The organism is Ralstonia sp. R-29, from assembly GCF_049913345.1.
Taxonomy (GTDB): domain Bacteria; phylum Pseudomonadota; class Gammaproteobacteria; order Burkholderiales; family Burkholderiaceae; genus Ralstonia.
Map to the genome: position 1 here is coordinate 674,171 of NZ_CP184378.1, position 15,702 is coordinate 689,872.

Annotated in this window: 16 protein-coding genes; 4 read left to right on the top strand and 12 right to left on the bottom strand. The window is 63.4% G+C overall.

Annotated elements, in window-relative coordinates; translation table 11 throughout:
* Positions 1 to 36 precede the first annotated feature (36 nt).
* Positions 37 to 342 (bottom strand): recombinase-like helix-turn-helix domain-containing protein, encoded by a 306-nt coding sequence (locus tag ACN9M1_RS20190; RefSeq protein ID WP_426400694.1) that lies wholly within the window; start codon positions 340 to 342, stop codon positions 37 to 39.
* 193 nt (positions 343 to 535) lie between these two features.
* The gene (locus ACN9M1_RS20195; protein WP_426400331.1) at positions 536 to 1,105 is read right to left on the bottom strand and encodes a TetR/AcrR family transcriptional regulator; all 570 of its coding nucleotides are present in this window, start codon (positions 1,103 to 1,105) and stop codon (positions 536 to 538) included.
* A gap of 89 nt (positions 1,106 to 1,194) precedes the next feature.
* Between ACN9M1_RS20195 and ACN9M1_RS20200 the strand changes: the two genes are divergently transcribed.
* Positions 1,195 to 1,608 carry a helix-turn-helix transcriptional regulator gene (locus ACN9M1_RS20200; protein WP_426400332.1) on the top strand — a complete coding sequence of 138 codons (414 nt, stop codon included), beginning with the start codon at positions 1,195 to 1,197 and terminating at the stop codon, positions 1,606 to 1,608.
* On the opposite strand, the gene ACN9M1_RS20205 is transcribed toward ACN9M1_RS20200, so the two are convergent.
* Both ACN9M1_RS20205 and ACN9M1_RS20210 read right to left on the bottom strand, forming a co-directional pair.
* Complete coding sequence (locus tag ACN9M1_RS20205; RefSeq protein WP_426400333.1) at positions 1,605 to 4,571, bottom strand: Tn3 family transposase; 2,967 nt, start codon at positions 4,569 to 4,571, stop codon at positions 1,605 to 1,607. The genes ACN9M1_RS20200 and ACN9M1_RS20205 overlap by 4 nt on opposite strands.
* A gap of 3 nt (positions 4,572 to 4,574) precedes the next feature.
* The gene (locus ACN9M1_RS20210) at positions 4,575 to 5,174 is read right to left on the bottom strand and encodes a recombinase family protein (protein WP_426400334.1); all 600 of its coding nucleotides are present in this window, start codon (positions 5,172 to 5,174) and stop codon (positions 4,575 to 4,577) included.
* A gap of 151 nt (positions 5,175 to 5,325) precedes the next feature.
* Here ACN9M1_RS20210 and ACN9M1_RS20215 point away from each other — a divergent pair, with 151 nt between their 5' ends.
* Positions 5,326 to 6,570: a glycosyltransferase gene (locus ACN9M1_RS20215; RefSeq protein WP_426400335.1), complete on the top strand. Its 1,245-nt coding sequence runs from the start codon at positions 5,326 to 5,328 to the stop codon at positions 6,568 to 6,570.
* Between the two features lie 263 nt (positions 6,571 to 6,833).
* Here the strand turns inward: ACN9M1_RS20215 and ACN9M1_RS20220 are convergent, their stop codons facing one another.
* The 3 genes from ACN9M1_RS20220 to ACN9M1_RS20230 all read right to left on the bottom strand — a co-directional run bounded on the left by ACN9M1_RS20220 (position 6,834) and on the right by ACN9M1_RS20230 (position 8,602).
* On the bottom strand, positions 6,834 to 7,319 hold the full coding sequence (locus ACN9M1_RS20220) for a DUF1348 family protein (protein ID WP_426400336.1): 486 nt from the start codon (positions 7,317 to 7,319) through the stop codon (positions 6,834 to 6,836).
* Between the two features lie 134 nt (positions 7,320 to 7,453).
* Positions 7,454 to 7,921 (bottom strand): GNAT family N-acetyltransferase, encoded by a 468-nt coding sequence (locus ACN9M1_RS20225; RefSeq protein ID WP_426400337.1) that lies wholly within the window; start codon positions 7,919 to 7,921, stop codon positions 7,454 to 7,456.
* Positions 7,922 to 8,365: 444 nt separating this feature from the next.
* A complete protein-coding gene (locus ACN9M1_RS20230; protein WP_426400338.1) occupies positions 8,366 to 8,602 on the bottom strand; it encodes a DUF2798 domain-containing protein in 237 nt (78 codons plus the stop codon).
* A 106-nt stretch (positions 8,603 to 8,708) separates the two neighbouring features.
* Here ACN9M1_RS20230 and ACN9M1_RS20235 point away from each other — a divergent pair, with 106 nt between their 5' ends.
* Positions 8,709 to 9,626, top strand: a complete 918-nt coding sequence (locus ACN9M1_RS20235; protein WP_426400339.1) for a LysR family transcriptional regulator — start codon at positions 8,709 to 8,711, stop codon at positions 9,624 to 9,626.
* A 3-nt stretch (positions 9,627 to 9,629) separates the two neighbouring features.
* Here the strand turns inward: ACN9M1_RS20235 and ACN9M1_RS20240 are convergent, their stop codons facing one another.
* Genes ACN9M1_RS20240 through ACN9M1_RS20260 form a run of 5 tightly spaced genes read right to left on the bottom strand, consistent with a single transcriptional unit; the run spans position 9,630 to position 14,162 of the window.
* Positions 9,630 to 10,109, bottom strand: a complete 480-nt coding sequence (locus tag ACN9M1_RS20240; RefSeq protein WP_426400340.1) for a hypothetical protein — start codon at positions 10,107 to 10,109, stop codon at positions 9,630 to 9,632.
* A gap of 17 nt (positions 10,110 to 10,126) precedes the next feature.
* Entirely contained in the window at positions 10,127 to 10,900 is a 774-nt protein-coding gene (locus tag ACN9M1_RS20245) for an FAD:protein FMN transferase (protein WP_426400341.1), read from the bottom strand.
* A gap of 8 nt (positions 10,901 to 10,908) precedes the next feature.
* Positions 10,909 to 11,469 carry an FMN-binding protein gene (locus ACN9M1_RS20250; RefSeq protein ID WP_426400342.1) on the bottom strand — a complete coding sequence of 187 codons (561 nt, stop codon included), beginning with the start codon at positions 11,467 to 11,469 and terminating at the stop codon, positions 10,909 to 10,911.
* A gap of 37 nt (positions 11,470 to 11,506) precedes the next feature.
* Positions 11,507 to 12,883: a porin gene (locus ACN9M1_RS20255; protein ID WP_426400343.1), complete on the bottom strand. Its 1,377-nt coding sequence runs from the start codon at positions 12,881 to 12,883 to the stop codon at positions 11,507 to 11,509.
* A gap of 37 nt (positions 12,884 to 12,920) precedes the next feature.
* Complete coding sequence (locus ACN9M1_RS20260) at positions 12,921 to 14,162, bottom strand: cytochrome-c peroxidase (RefSeq protein ID WP_426400696.1); 1,242 nt, start codon at positions 14,160 to 14,162, stop codon at positions 12,921 to 12,923.
* A gap of 375 nt (positions 14,163 to 14,537) precedes the next feature.
* Between ACN9M1_RS20260 and ACN9M1_RS20265 the strand changes: the two genes are divergently transcribed.
* Entirely contained in the window at positions 14,538 to 15,539 is a 1,002-nt protein-coding gene (locus ACN9M1_RS20265; RefSeq protein ID WP_426400344.1) for an alpha/beta fold hydrolase, read from the top strand.
* Positions 15,540 to 15,702 lie beyond the last annotated feature (163 nt).

Sequence of the window (15,702 nt, forward strand, 5' to 3'; positions counted from 1 at the left end):
TCTGCGGGCGGTTCGGCGTCGAATCGTGTGCGGTGATCAGGCGCCCAGGCGGCGCATCTCGGCAAGGAACGCGTCTTCCGTCCAAGCCTCCCCGCCGGCCGGGTTGCGCGGGCCGCGTTCGTTCAGCACGGCGACGATGTCCGCAGGCGTCTTAGCGCCACCGAGAAACGCGGCTTCAAGCGAATCGCCCAGTTGGTTCTCATACGGGGTCGGCTCGGCTGCGCGCGTCTGCCACACCAGATTGGCCACTTGGCCCGGGCGCTCAACTCGGCCCTTGCCAGCAACGTTGTTCGGAGAAATCGGCTCCCACGGAGCGAGGTCGGGGTTGTATTGCGGCTGCATTTCTGTCGACTCCATCACGTTTCAGTTGTTTTACCTATGAAACGTCTGTTAATATCTGGAACACAGGTGCAACTATAGACCGCGTCTTCAAAATCGAAGATGCGGGATTACCCTATGGTTTTGTGAAAAATGGTGCGCCTGAAACCGTCCGATCCGGCGGATGGCGCGCCCGGCGCGGGTCTTCGCGCTACCCTTATTTCAACCGCGCGAGCAGACGTCGCCCGGCGTCCACAGCGGAGCGCTCGCCGGTCATCTGAAAGCGGACGATCATCCCCTCCACGCAGAGCAGCGCCTCCTCGGCAATCGCCTTCGGGCGCGCGTAGCCGAGGCGCTTCGCCAGTTCAGCCAGATAGACGCCCAGGTCGGCCTTGTGTGCCACGGCCTTCTCAATCAACTGCTCATCACCGGTTTCAGTGCCGGACTCGGCCACCAGGTTGATGAAGGCACAGCCGCGGTAGGTCTCGGTGGCAAACCATGCCGCCAGCACGTCGGCCAACACATCCAGATTCGCGCGCTTGGCGGTGCGGGCTTCGGCTTCTTCCCGGAACCACGCCATCCAGGTTTCATGCCGGGCATCCAGAAAGGCCGTGATCAAGTCGGTCTTCGACGGGAAATGCCGGTACAGCGACATCTTTGCCACCCCCGACTCGGCGATGATCCGGTCGATGCCCGTGGCCCGAAAGCCCTCCTGCAGGAATAGGCGCTCGGCCGTTTCCATGATTCGTTCGCGGGCGGAGAGGGTGTCGGCTGCTGCCTTGGCCATGTCGATGTGCCTTGTGCTTGCGTGGGATTAGCGCAGTATGGTCTTGACAGACAGACCTGTCTACTCAACGATGTAGACAGACCTGTCTCATGAAAATCTCGGGATCGCCCTCTGTGCCAAGCCTTGCACCCGCCGCCTTCAACAATTGCCGCCCCGCCGTATTGGCGCGTACACGGCCCGCGCTTTCGCCGCTGCCGCTATGGCGGCTGAAACTGGCCACCGCGTATATCGAAGCCAATCTGGGGCAGACGGTGCGATTGGAAGACGTAGCGCGCGCCGCGGGCCTCACGCGGATGCACTTTGCTGCGCAGTTCCGCGCGGCCACCGGCGTGCGCCCGCACGACTACCTGCTACACCGCCGCGTCGAACGGGCCAAGACGTTGTTGATGCACGCGGAGGCCCTTCTGGCGGACGTCGCGCTGGAGGTCGGCTTTCAGAATCAGGCGCACTTCTCGACGGTGTTCAAGGGGGCGTCTCAGAAAACGGATCGCAAAGTACGTTAAGCCGGTTGCAGCGGTCTTAGCGGCCTGAACTTACCCGCGCCGATCTTGGCGCTGCCACGCCAGAGGTAATCGCCGGTCAGGTTGATGTGCTCCCAGCCCAGCGGCGACAGGTACTGCAATAGCGCGGCATCAACGGCGTGGCCGTGACCGCACAAGGCGTTTGCAGCCCGCTCCAGATAGACTGTGTTCCACAGCACAATGGCCGCGGTGAGCAGGTTGAGGCCGCTGGCCCGGTAGCGCTGCTGCTCGAAACCACGGTCACGGATCTCGCCCAGCCGGTTGAAGAACACGGCGCGGGCCAGCGCGTTGCGGGCCTCGCCCTTGTTCAGCCCGGCATGCACGCGGCGGCGCAGCTCGACGCTTTGCAGCCAGTCGAGGATGAACAGCGTGCGCTCGATGCGCCCCAGCTCGCGCAGGGCAATGGCCAGGCCGTTCTGGCGTGGATAACTGCCGAGCTTGCGGAGCATCAGCGAGGCCGTCACCGTGCCCTGCTTGATCGAAGTGGCCAGCCGCAGGATTTCGTCCCAATGGGCGCGCACGTGCTTGATGTTGAGCGTGCCGCCAATCATCGGTTTCAGCCCGTCATAGGCGGTGGCGCCCTTCGGGATGTAGAGCTTGGTGTCGCCCAGATCGCGGATGCGTGGCGCGAAGCGGAAGCCCAACAGGTGCATCAAGGCGAAGACGTGATCGGTGAAGCCAGCCGTGTCAGTGTAGTGTTCCTCAATACGCAGGTCGGATTCGTGGTACAGCAGGCCATCGAGCACGTAGGTCGAGTCGCGCACGCCGACGTTGACAACCTTGGTGTGGAACGGCGCGTACTGGTCAGAGATGTGGGTGTAGAACGTTCGCCCTGGGGTGCTGCCGTATTTGGGGTTGATGTGGCCGGTGCTTTCGGCCTTGCTGCCGGTGCGGAAGTTCTGGCCATCCGACGATGAGGTGGTGCCGTCGCCCCAATGCTCGGTGAAGGGATGGCGGAATTGCGCGTTGACCAACTCGGCCAGCGCCGTCGAGTAGGTTTCGTCACGGATGTGCCAGGCTTGCAGCCAAGCCAGTTTGGCGTAGGTCGTGCCAGGGCACGATTCCGCCATCTTCGTCAGGCCCAGATTGATGGCGTCGGCCAGGATCGTGGTCAGCAGCAGGTTCTTGTCCTTGGTCGGATCGCCCGACTTCAGATGCGTGAAGTGGCGGGTGAAACCCGTCCATTCGTCAACCTCCAGCAGCAGTTCGGTGATCTTGACGTGCGGCAGAATCATCGCTGCCTGGTCAACCAGTGCCTGCGCGGTGTCGGGCACAGCCGCGTCAAGCGGCGTTATCTTCAGGCCAGACTCGGTGATGATGGCGTCCGGCAGCGCGTTGGCCAGCGCCATACGGTTGACCATGGCGAGCTGCGTTTCCAGCAGCGTCAGCCGCTCGTGCAGGTACTGGTCGCAGTCGGTGGTCACGGCCAGCGGCAATTCGCTGGCCTGCTTGAGGCTGGCGAACTTCGCGGGCGGAACCAGGTAGTCCTCGAAGTCCTTGAACTGGCGCGAGCCTTGTACCCAGATGTCGCCGGAGCGCAGCGCGTTCTTCATCTCCGACAGCGCGCACAGCTCGTAGTAGCGCCGGTCGATGCCGGTGTCGGTCATCACCAGCTTCTGCCAGCGCGGCTTGATGAAGGCGGTCGGCGCATCGGCGGGAACCTTGCGGGCGTTGTCGCTGTTCATGGAGCGCAGCACTTCGATGGCGTCGAGCACGTCCTTGGCGGCAGACGCGGCTCGCAGCTTGAGCACGTTGAGGAATTCCGGGGCGTAGCGGCGCAGCGTGGCGTAGCTCTCGCCGATGCGGTGCAGGAAATCGAAGTCTTCGGGTTGCGCGAGCTTCTGGGCCTCGGTGACGCTCTCGGCGAAGGCATCCCAGGACATGACCGCCTCGATGGCGGCGAATGGATCGCGGCCAGCTTGCTTGGCTTCGATCAGCGCCTGCCCGATGCGGCCGAACAGGCGCACCTTGGCGTTGATCGCCTTGCCAGATGCCTGGAACTGCTGCTGATGCTTCTTCTTGGCATCATTGAACAGCTTGCCGAGAATGCGGTCATGCAGGTCGATGATTTCATCGGTGACGGTGGCCATGCCTTCGATGGCCAGCGCCACAAGCGTGGCGTAGCGGCGTTGCGGCTCGAACTTGGCCAGGTCGGCGGGCGTCATCTGGCCACCCTCGCGGGCGATCTTGAGCAGCCGATTCTGATGCACCAGGCGCTCGATGCCGGCGGGCAGGTTGAGCGCCTGCCATGCCTTGAGGCGTTCGATGTGTTCCAGCATGTGCCGCGAATTCGGCTTGGCCGGTGACTGGCGCAGCCAGGCCAGCCAGGTCGTTTTGCCGTTGTTGCGGCGCTTGAGCAGGTCGTCGAGGCGGTGGCGATGCGAGTCCAACAGCGGTTCGACCAAGGTGTCGTAGATGCGACGGTTGGCACGGGTGATCGCCTCGGCGCAGATGCGCTCGATGACGCCGGGTGTTGGAAGAAGCACGCTCTTTCGGCGCAGGCTATCCACCAAAGCCGTGGCCAGCACAATGCCCTTGTCGGTTTGCCACGCCAGTTCGTCCAGGTCGTGAACGGCCGGGCGGTAGTGGCTCATAGTGAAAGTTTGGAAGCCAAAGGCCGTTTGCAATTCCGATAGGTGCTCGCGCCGCGTCTCGGCACGCTCACCGTACTGGCTCCAGGCGTCCACCGACACCTTGAGCTGCCCAGCCACCATGCGCAGCAGCGGCGCGAACGGCGGCGCATCGGCTGCCAGCATCACCCCCGGAAACCGCAGGTAGCAAAGCTGCACCGCAAAGCCCAGCCGGTTCGCCGGCCCCCGCCGCTGGCCGATGAGCGCCAGGTCGGCATCGCTGAACGTGTACAGCCGAATCAGTTCGTCGCGGGCCTCGGGAATTGCCACCAAGCCATCGCGTTCGGTGGCCGAAAGAATGGCGCGGCGCGGCATCGTTTACTTCGCCGGCGCTGCGGCGGATGATCGGGTTGCCTTCGGGCTCGGCTTACGCAAGTAGCAATACAAGGTCTCGCGGCAGATGCCCAGGTCGCGCGCGATGTCGCTCTTGCGCTCACCTTCGGCGACCCGGCGCATCAGTTCAGCCACTCCTTGTGCATCCAGCGACGGCTTGCGGCCTCGGTACACACCGCGCTGCTTGGCGAGCGTGATTCCCTCGCGCTGTCGCTCGCGCAGCAAGGCCCGCTCGAACTCGGCAAACGCCCCCATTACCGACAGCATCAGTTGCGCCATCGGTGAATCCTCGCCGGTGAATTTCAACCCTTCCTTGACGAACTCGATGCACACGCCGCGCGCCGTCAGCTCCTTGACGGTCTGACGCAGGTCGTCCAGGTTGCGCGCCAGGCGGTCCATGCTGTGCACCACCACGATGTCGCCCTCGCGCACGAAGCGCTTTAGCGCGATCAGCTCAGGCCGCGCCACGTCCTTGCCCGAAGCGCGGTCGGTGAAGCAGCGATCCAGTTCGATGCCTTCGAGCTGCCGGTCGGTATTCTGTTCAAGGGTGCTTACGCGCACGTACCCCACTCGCTGGCCCTTCATGGCGATCTCTTGTCCAGTTGAAATCTATGACCCTCGTCGGTGCTTGTCAGATAATCAGCAAGCGAACTCTAAACTGACGCGCTAGCGTATGGTCGCCTGACATCCGGTTAGGGTATAGCCTATTTTCACAACAGATGAGGAATCAGGGCAAATGGAAATTGTCGTCGTCGCAATCGGAAGCGCCGGGGACGTGCACCCATTCATGGGGGTCGCGATCCAACTCCAGCAGCGCGGCCATGCCGTCACGGTCTTGGCTAATGCCAGTTTCGAGCGGTCAGTGCTGAGCGCAGGTCTTCGGTTCCATCCAGTGGGCGATCCCGATGCCTACGCCAGGGCTGTCGATGACCCTGCCCTTTGGGACGCCAAGAAAGGAGTGGAGGTACTCTGGCGAGGCGTTTGCGAGCCGGCGGTGCGGCCCACATACGAATTCATCCGGTGCAAAGCAGCATCTGCGACGTGCATAGTGCTGGCTTCGCCCATGGCTTTCGGTGCCAGACTCGCGCACGAAACGCTTGGCGTTCGGTTGATCACCGGCTACCTCGCTCCCCAAAACATTCGGACGTGTCATGGCGCTCTTCGGATTGCGGGCTCAATAATCCCTGCGTGGGTGCCTCAATGGTGCCGTCGAATGCTGTGGCGCCAAATTGATCGGCGCATCCTTGACCCCTTGGTTTGCCCTTCACTGAACGAGTATCGGCGTGAGTTGGGTCTTGACCCTGTGCGGCGCGTATTCGATGACTGGTATCGGAAGGCAGATCTCTCGATCACGCTGTTTCCCGAGTGGTTTGCAGAGCGCCAACCTGATTGGCCCGAAAATCTCAAAGTGGGTACCTTCCCTCTGTTCGATAGTGCGTCGACCCATGAACTTCCGCCTGAGCTTGAAGCGTTCCTGGTCGAGGGTGATCGGCCTGTGGTCTTCATGCCTGGTTCGGCGATGCGACACGCGCAGGAATTTTTCCAGACATCGCTGGATGCCTGTGTCGCACGGGGATACCGAGCGATTTTCCTGACCCAGTTCCGTGAGCAGATACCGACCATCCTTCCGTCATCGGTGCGACATTTCGCCTACGTTCCGTTCGGCCAGCTCTTGCGGCGAACCGCCGGCCTGGTGCACCACGGCGGCATCGGGACTTGCGCCCAGGCGTTGCGAGCGGGAGTGCCACAACTCATCATGCCAATGGCCTACGATCAGTTCGATAACGCAGCGCGAGCCAAAGCGCTTGGTGTCAGCGACTCAGTGGCGCCGAACTTGTATAAGAACCCCTTGGTGGGGCAGCGGCTATACGCTCTCTTGAACTCGGAGAGTGTTCGAAAGAAGTGCCAAGAAGTCGCTCAGCGGCTTGGGGCCACCAATACAACTGACAAGGTCTGCCGGTTCGTGGAAGCACTGGCCTAACGTACTTTGCGATCCGTTTTCTGAGGCGACCCCTTCAAGCGGCTGGCCGGCGCCAGCCCGTCAAGCTGGCGGCGCCGCGTGCTCGACGCGCTGCATGGCTGACACCACTTAGCGCCGCTAACAAAACTGTCCTGGCTAGGCATGCCGACGCAGACAGTACAAGTCGTACCGAATGTTCGGCACTGCGGGAGGCGCAACGACGCCAGGGCGGTTTTGTTAGCGGCGCTTAGACAACGCCCGGCGCATGACCGGGCGTTGCTGCATCACAAGCCAAGGTCCGACAGGCCCGGGTGATCATCCGGACGGCGGCCCAGCGGCCAGAAGAACTTGCGCTCATGCGCCTGGATCGGCGCGTCGTTGATGCAGGCATAACGGCGCTGCATCACACCGTGCGCGTCGAACTCCCAGTTCTCGTTGCCGTATGAGCGATACCAGTTGCCGGAATCGTCGTGCCACTCATAGGCAAAGCGCACGCCGATCCGATTGCCGCCAAAGGCCCACAGCTCTTTGATGAGGCGATAGTCGAGTTCCTTCTGCCACTTGCGCGTGAGAAAGCCGACGATCTGCTCGCGGCCGGTCACAAACTCAGCACGGTTGCGCCACTGGCTGTCAGGTGTGTAGGCCAGCGCGACCTTCTCGGGGTTGCGGCTGTTCCAGCCGTCTTCAGCCAAGCGGACTTTCTCGGTGGCGGATTCCAGCGTGAACGGCGGGACCGGGGGACGTGTCGATTGGGCTTCGTTGGCAGACATGGGTGGCTCCTGTGGGCTCAGTTGGCCGCCCGCATAACGGCAAGACGGCATGCATTCAGTCTGCCGACCTGCCCCACATCGCGATATCGAGATCGCACGGCGCTTTGCCGAAGCGCACGATCAACTGCAACGGCTTAGAACAACTTGCGATAGACCACGAAGCCTGACTTGTCCGCCACCGCGTCGTACAAGCGCATGGCTGTCGTGTTGGTTTCGTGCGTCTGCCAGTAAACGCGTGGCAAGCCGTCGGCCTGCGCGCGACGATAGACCGCCTCGATCAATGCCCGCCCCACCCCCTGCCCGCGCGCGGCCTGCGCGGTGAACAGGTCCTGCAGATAGCAGCTCATGCCGATCTGCGTGGTGCTGCGATGGTAGAGAAAATGCACGATGCCGAGCAACGCACCCTCCCGCTCGGCGACCAGCGCGTAGACGGGCTCGGCCTCGTCAAAGAAGCGCTGCCACGTCGTCTGCGTGACGATCTCGGGCAAGGCGGTTTCGCCGGCGCGGCCGTAGAAGGCGTTGTAGCCGTCCCAGAGCGGTTTCCAGGCGGCAAAGTCGGCTTGGCGGATGGGGCGGATCTGCAGTTCGGCAGGCGTGGACATGGCGGCGGCGTAGTGTTGCGTTGCGTTGGGGAAACGCCATTTTGCCAGTGGGCCGGCGGGCCACTCACGACGCCGTTGCGTGCGGGTAAGCCCTGATCGGCCGCGAAAGTTTGGCGAAAGCCAGGAGGCCATACAGTGCACTCGCTGCTTGGCGAATTGATCTCTGTGCACGACAAGGCGGAGTCGGTCGGGTGTCAGGTAGACGCGCCTGGCGATAGCGCACGGCAAGCATGGGCTTGGGACGTGATTGGGGAATCCGCGCCACGGGCTCGTTGGAAGCTTGCCGTGCCGGTATTGCCATGCGCGATAGGGTTGGCGACGTCGCGAACGGGACTTCTGCGCGCCGCCAGCTTGGTATCGCACCGATTTTGATCGGTCTTTCCTGCTGTCAACCTTCCGGCCCGCCGGCCCTCCTGGCGGGCCTTTTCTTTGGGTGTCGGCGCGTCAGGGCGTCACCAGGCGCTGCGTCAGGCGCTGCACGGCGGGCGCGGCGATCAGCACGATGGTGAATGCGGCCGGCCACGCCAGCCCAAAGGCGTGTGCCCAGCGGGCCAGAAAGTCGGCGCTCAAGCCGGCGCTGATCCAGCCAATCCAGGCCGTCATCAACAGCGACATCAGGCCGGACATCAACCACGCAAACGTGACACGAAGGCGCGTGGGTGTCGAAACGAGTGTGGACATGGTGGTTCTCCTGCAACGTCATCGAATGTGATGAACGGTATGCTAGACAACCGCGTTTCAAGAAACTATAGACGTTTATTGAAACTTAAATTCCGAAAATGGAATCATGCTCGACGTACTCGACGATCTGGCCCTCTTCGTTTCCATCGTGGACCACGGCAGCCTGCAAGCTGCCGCCCGCCATGCCGACCTGCCCCCGGCCACGCTCACGCGGCGCCTGCAAAAGCTCGAAGCCACGCTCGGCTGCCAGCTCCTGCTGCGTAGCGCCCGCAGCCTGAAGCCCACGCCGGAAGGCCAGCAGTATTACGAGCAATGCCGCCCGCTGCTGATCGCGCTTGCGCAAACCACCGCCACGCTCGATGACGACCTCAACCAAGTCAAAGGCACCCTGCGCGTATTGGCGCCGCTCAACCTGTCGCGCGGGCTCTTTGCACCGGCGTTTGCGAGCTTCATGGCGATGTGGCCGGAGATCCGGCTGGAGTTGTCGCTCAGCAATCGCAATGAAGACGTGTGGCGGCACGGCGCCGATCTCGCCATCCGCGTCGGGCAGCAGGATGACCCCAAGCTGCGGCAGCGCCGGCTGGGTGTGATCGAGATGGTGTTGGTCGCCTCCCCCGCCTACGTGGCCGAGCATGGTGCGCCAGCGCACCCGCGTGAACTGGAGGCGCACCGGCTGCTGGTGTCGTCACCGCTTTCGACGTGGCGCTTCACCTCGCCCGACGGCGCAGAGACCGTCGAGCTGCAGCCGCAGGGTCGGTGCGATTTGAACGACATCGAGCTGGCGGTGACCCTGGCTGAAGCAGGCCTCGGATTGCTGTATTGCCCGCACACGCTCTGCCACGCAGCACTGCAGGCTGGTCGATTGGTTCGCCTGTTGCCGACGTGGCGCATGCCGCAGCGCCCCATCTATGCGGTTTGGCCGCAGCAGCAGTTGCCGCGCAAGGTGCGCACGCTGCTCGAACATCTCGCGGCCTTCGCGGCGGCCACACCGTTGCTGCAGGGTGAGCTTGAGCAGCCCACCTGACGCTCACATCTGGAACGCCGACACGGCCTTGCGCTTGCGGCGCCCGATCACGATGTGCACCCACAGCGCAATGCAGACGACAATACCCGCCACCCAATGCAGGATCTCCGCCCCCTGGCGCGGCAGTTCGCCGTTGACGTAGTACAGCGCATAGCCCGTCACGACCAGTACTGCGGTCAGCGAGCCAAACACGGCACCTGCCGCGCGGTTACGCCGACGCACCCAAGCATTGCGAATATGCGGGCCCCACAGCATGCCCAGCAGATACAAACCCGCCATGGCCGCCGCGCCATGCAGCTTCATGCTCCATGCCAGCGCGAGCATGCCCCCCTCGCTGCCGTCATCCAGAAAATGGAGCGCCAGCCAGACCAGCCCCGTCAGCAGCAGCACTGCGAATACGCCATACACCGTCCAGCGCCGGCGGCGGCTCAGGCGGAAAGCGCTTTCACGCAGATGATGAGAAAAACGGGGGGTAGCAGACATGACGGGCGGGCAACCGGTTAACCCGGCGAGTATACGACCACCGCCGCGCCGTATTCCGCCAGCAGCGGATGCGCGACATCGCCCGTGGCGAGCACGATCTTGGTCAACGCATCGGCCAACATGCAGGCAGGCGCCTGCACCGTCGCCCCCGCGAGCGCGGGTACAAGCTTACGCCGGGCGTCGTGGATGCGCGACGCGCCTTCGGCCTGTGCGCCCAGCCCCCCTGCCGTTGAGCTGGCAAGTGCCGCATTGTCGAGCGATACCGACGCCGCAACCCGCGCTGCATTGCGCGGATCACGCACCTGCACCGTCATCGGCCGCACGCCGTAGTGGCGCACATCCCCGCCCGCATTCACGACGGCGCGTTCGATGGCGAATGTGCGCAGCACCGCGATCGCACAGTCCACGGCATGGCCTTTGGCGATGCCACCGAGGTCCATCGGTGCGTCAGTCTGTTTGATGACGACATCGCCATCGAAGGCAACGGGAAAGCGCGCATCCGCTGGCGCGTCGACACGGCAATCGAATGCGCGCGCTGACGTCTCATACAACGCAGCCGCCAAGTGCAGCACCGCCCGTGTCCGGGGATCGACATGCTGCCGCGCACCGAGCGCCGCACGGTTGATCACCTGCAATTCGCTGTCGTGCGCATGAAAGCTCAGCAACGCATGCACGGCGGCAATCTCGTCAAAGGCTGCCGCCACAGCGGCATCCGCATCCGGCCCCTCAGCCTGGATATCGACAAGCGTGCCGAGCAGCGGACGCGCGCGCCTGCAAATCACCGCGTCCACCACGTGCCTCAGCGCTTGACCAGCGCGAGTTGCGCCATCACCGCAATACGCCGGATGCCGTCGGTCAGGTGCGTGCACGACAGCGTTGCGCCGCTGATGTTGTTGATGTCGTCGCCAATGCGTAACGCCGACTTGGCCGACTTGCCGAGAAACTGGGCGCGCCACGGTTTGTTGCGGACCTCGTAGCCGTGGCTCTCGCGGTAGGTGAGGATCTCGACGCCGCTGATCTCGCCTGCGGCATTCAAACCCACGGCGTAGTTGATCAGCTCGAACTTGCCGATGACGGCATCGGTCACGAAGTAGCCGAGCGTCTTGTCACCTTGCTTGGCCTGCCACGCGCGCCAGGCGCCGGGCTTGGCCGGGCCACCGGCGCGGTCGGCCAGTTGCTTGAGCTGATCGGCCGACAACGTGAGCAATACCGGCTCAAAGCTGGTGGCATCGGGAAACATCGCCTTCTGCGCCTCGGCCGCGGTCATGTAATCCGCTGCAAAGGCCTGGGTGATGACGACACCCGGTGCGCCCACGGCGGCGGCACACACGAGAACGATGGGCACTGGCTGGTAACGCATGGCTTGCGCCTCCTTCGGTTCGTTGGATCGCGGTGGCTTAGAACGAGACGCCCAGGCCCAGGTCGACGCGCGAGAAATCGCGGTTCTGCTTGAAGCGCTGGTAGTCGATCTTGAAGACCACGTTCGGGTTCAGGTAAAAGTTCGCGCCAATGGTGTACACCGTGTCCGCCAGCAACGGCCAGCCCGACGGCGATGCAAAGCCCGGTGCCAGGCCCTCGACCTTCTCAGCCATGTTGTAGCGCTCGTAGCGGACGAACGGTGCGACACGATAGTCGCCCTTCTGCCAGATGTTATAGGCGGCTTGCACGAACCAGCCGTAGAACGCCGAGGGCATCGGGTTGGCCGCGCCCGGATTCATTTGGTTGGCCATGTCGGCGTTGCTGAGCGTGCCGCGTGCGTACAGCGCCGACAGATCCCACTTGCCCGGCGTCCAGCGCGCGTGCGCCTCATACAGCGTGGCGCGCTGCTCCGGCAGCGGCGCATCGCTGCTCGAACGGCTGCTCTTGCCTGTAAAGACCGAGCCGCCCAGCGTCACGCCCGGAATGCCCGAGTAGTTGAGCGCCACGTACTGCGACAGGTTCTTCGCGCTCGCCAGCCCCAGTTCTTGGTGCGTCTGCTGCAGCGGGCCCGCGCCGTTGTTCTGCATCTCCAGGGCGGAGTTGAACAGTGGGTTTTCTGGGTTGAAATTCCACTTGGCCAGGTTCAGCCCAGTGGTCAGGCCCACATTCCAGTTCAGGCCAAAATCGGTATCGCCATACAGCGAGAGACCGCCCTCGCGCCACGTGCTCGGAATGATCAGCGTCTCGACAAAATTGCGATGCACGCCGTAGTAGTTGGTCGGCTCGTGGTTGCGGTTGATAAAGCCTGTCGGGATCAGAAACAGGCCCGCATTCAGGCCAACCTTGTCGGTCAGCTTGTGGTCGATGTAGAACTGCTCGACCTCGAACTCACCCGAGTCGGACGACGAGGCGATGGCATGCTCGACTTCAAACTCCGAGTTGAAGCGGGTCTTGTCGTTGAACTTGTAGCCGATGCCGAACACCGCGCGCGCAAGGTCCATCTTGGTGTCTTCGGAGCGGCGCGTCGGGCGGCTGTAGTTGACCTCGCCATAGCCCCACAGCGTGAGGTTGTCGAGCGGCGACGGCCGGGTCGATGCGAGCTGTGCCGTCTGCACGGTCTGCTGCACATCCTGCAGGGCAGCGGTCTGCTGCGCCTGGGCTGTCGCCTGTGTCTGCTGCTGCGTGGCCAGCGTCGCGTTCTGCGCCTTCACTTCCTTCAGCTCGGCCTTGAGCGCTTCGATCTGTGCGGCCATGGCATCGAGTTTCTGTTCGAGTTGCGCGGTGGTGGCGGCATTGGCTGCGCCGGCCCCCATCAGCGCAATGGCGGCGGCTACCGACAAGGCGGTTCGTTTCATGCTGTGACGCTCCCTGGTCTTTGAATTTTGAGTTGGTTTATTGGCTCGTTGCCGTGTTGCCCGGCGTGGCTCCGCCGGTAGAAACAGCTTGGATACGAGCGGCGCCCACGCTGGTTGCAGTGGACCCGCATTGCGCCGGCACGCGATAGGCCGACGGATTGGCCGGATCAAACCCATCGGTGAGCGTGCACAGGAAATGCACGAGATCGCTCATCTCCTGGTTCGTCAGCGACGGTGCCTTGGCCGGGTTGTATGGCACTTCCGCCACATTCACATTGCCATCGAATGCGACCGGCAGATCGTTGTACGGCACGTCAGGGGTCCCATCGACCTTCACATACCAGCGACCCGGATCGGTATCGCGCGTGACGTACCACGCCACCACTTGGTCCAGTGTCTGGAACACGCCGTTGTGGAAATACGGGCCGGTCAGCGCGATGTTGCGCAGCGTCGGCACCTTGAACTGGCCACACGTCGAGCCACCCACGCGGAAGTCGGTTCGCAGCGGGCCGCACAGGCCCATGTCGTAGTAGCTGTAGTTGGGATCGCCCAGCGCCAGGCCGTTCTTGGGCACATACGGCAGCGTGGTGCCTTCCTGGTTGGCGGCCATGCTCCAGTTGCGCGGAATGCCGACGTTGTCGTACGTGAAGTCGGTAAACAACGCCGGCGTGCTGCCCTTGCCGGTCGAGATATGGCAAGCGTTGCAGTTGCCCTTGGTCGGGTTATTGAACAGCAGCAGGCCGCGTGTCTCGGCATCCGTCAACGTTGTCTTGCCGGCGAGGTACGCATCGAATTTGCTGTCGAAGGTGTGGAAGCTCGGGTCTTCACTCTGGAATGCTGCCAGCGCACGGCCGATACTCTGCATCGCGGTCGCGCTGTCCTGCGTGCTGGCCGGGGTGAACACGGCCTTGAACTGATCCAGGTACGGGCGGGTCAGCAGCGTCTTGAATACATCGTCGGCCGAGCCGTTGGCCATCTCGAACGCGTTGGTGAACGGCTGCTGCGCCTGATCTGCCAACGATGCCGAACGGCCATCGCGGAAGAAACCACCGGAAGCCTTGCCGGTACTGTCAATCTTGAAGTTCGGCGTGAACGAAGCGTAATTCAGCGACGGCGCGTTCCGCAGACCGGGCAAATCAGAGTTTGGCCCGCCGATCGACACAGCCAGGTTGTTCGGATCGGCAAACCCACGCGCCGGGTCATGGCACGACGCGCAAGACTGCTTGCCCGAGGCCGAGAGCGCCTGATCGAAAAAGATCTGCTTGCCCACCTGCGCCATGGGCGAAAGCGTGTCAGTCGATGCTGATGCCGTCGATGACGTGCCGTTGCCGCCATCCCCGCCGCCGCACGCCGCTGCGAGCATGGCTGAAACCACAAGCCACACCACACGCATCGACACGCGCACGCCGTCTCCTCTCTGCTGTTTTTCTTGCATTTTCCTGATGCCGGCGGCTCTGCGGCCATCTCGGTCGGCTCAAATAATGGTAATAGGAACAATTCGCGTTCGCATTCTATGGACGTTTCTGCGGGAAAGCACGAAATTTGTTACGGCGCGCACGCACAACGTTAGGACCATTGCGCATTGTCAAACGGCGGAAGAGGCGCCTACCATGCCATCGATCGATGTCACCCTTGATCGACATGGAGCGCCCCGATGTCCATACCTGCCGCCTCCGCGCGCCCGAACAACGGTTTTCCATCCGCCGCCCGGCAGTCGTCCCACGTCGTGCGCTCAGGTGACGTCCGCCTGCATGCCCGCCTGAGCCAGCCCACTGATCCTTCTGCACGGCAGCGCCCCGCCATCGTTCTGGTGCACGGCTATCCAGACGACAGCTCCGTCTGGGATGGCGTGCGCGATGCGCTGGCGAGCCATGGCCGCGTCATCACCTTCGACGTGCGCGGCGCCGGCCTGTCGGACGCACCGGCCGACACGAGCGGCTACGGCATCCATCAGTTCGCTAATGACCTAGCCGCCGTGGCTGACGCATTGCTGCCCGGCGAGCGCTTCCACCTGGTCGGGCACGACTGGGGCTCCATCCACAGCTGGGAGTCAGTCACCACCGATCGACTGCGCGGGCGCATCGCGTCCTACACGTCGATCTCAGGGCCCTGTCTCGACCACGTTGGCCACTGGGTGCGCACGCAGTTGGACGCCGGCACATGGGCCGCCAAGCGCGCGGTATGGAAGCAGCGGCTGCAATCCTGGTACATCGGCTATTTCCACCTGCCGCTGGTGGCGGAGTGGTCTTGGCGGCTAGGGATGGCGCGCGCGTGGCCATGGTGGCTGCGCAAGACGGAAGGCGTACAGGGTGCGGCGCAACGGCCATCGCTCCTGCGCGATGCGTGCAATGGCCTGCAGATGTATCGCGCCAATTTTCGCGAGCGACTGGCGCAGCCTCAGACGCGTGCACCGCATGCGCCGGTGCAGCTGATCGTGCCGACGCGCGACCGCTACGTGAGCCCCGACGTCACCCGTGCGCTCGAGGCGTGGGTCTCGCACTATTGGCGTCATGAAGTCGACGCGGGCCATTGGTTGCCGCTGCATCGCCCCGAGTGGGTGGCCGATTGCATCCGCCGCTTTGCCGACTACATAGAGTCGGGCCACGAACCCGCTGCACTGCAGCAAGCACGGGTGCCTGGCACGTTGCCATATTAGAAGATCGCGTCAAACGCAAACGTTGACGTCCATTGCATCTGGCTGCAATCATCGTCCGCCAACCAACTGACGGCGCGCCACGACCTGGCGGCCGGACAGTTCGAGCCGCCAGCGTCGCGCGAACCGCGACGCCCGGTCATCGACACAAAAGACAGGGACAGGA